We start from the raw sequence: 469 nt of genomic DNA on the forward strand, positions 1-469 counted from the left end.
CCTACGCACCCTGTCCAGGGTTCACGTAGGCATCATCAGCGCTAAGGCGGTTAAAGGAGGAATGCCATCTCCTGACACGATCCTATAGCAACATTACCGAAACCTTCAACCTCCACGCACTCAAATCACTACGGCTCCCGGGGCACTGACTCCACTGTCATGGTCACCTGAGCCTGCCCAGCGATCTCGATGAAAGCTCAAAAATAGGTAAATTGGATTTCCAATCTTAAGGGGCCCGCGAACACACCCTCCGAACTCCAGCGTTAAGGACGATAGTGTCAGCGTATTTTTAAGCGGACGCGATTGCCCTTGGGCGCTCGAACTGGTTGTTTGCGGGATCGCTACGCAGCGGCAAACGGGCAGCGGCCATCATGGGTTTGATCCAGTCGGCACGCATGAATGGGCACGATCCATATGCCTATCTCAAAGATGTGCTGATGCGGCTGCCAACGCAGCGTGCGAGTGAGAT

At 54.6% G+C, this 469-nt stretch carries 1 pseudogene and 1 riboswitch; the pseudogene reads left to right on the plus strand.

Going from position 1 to position 469, the window contains the following annotated elements:
• Nucleotides 1-19: 19 nt before the first annotated feature.
• Nucleotides 20-81, minus strand: a riboswitch (Fluoride riboswitch).
• A gap of 224 nt (nucleotides 82-305) precedes the next feature.
• A pseudogene (locus tag M5C56_RS32315) lies at nucleotides 306-469 on the plus strand (transposase domain-containing protein); the annotation flags it as partial.

Source organism: Pseudomonas sp. MWU13-2862, assembly GCF_023242495.1.
Classification (GTDB): domain Bacteria; phylum Pseudomonadota; class Gammaproteobacteria; order Pseudomonadales; family Pseudomonadaceae; genus Aquipseudomonas; species Aquipseudomonas gingeri_D.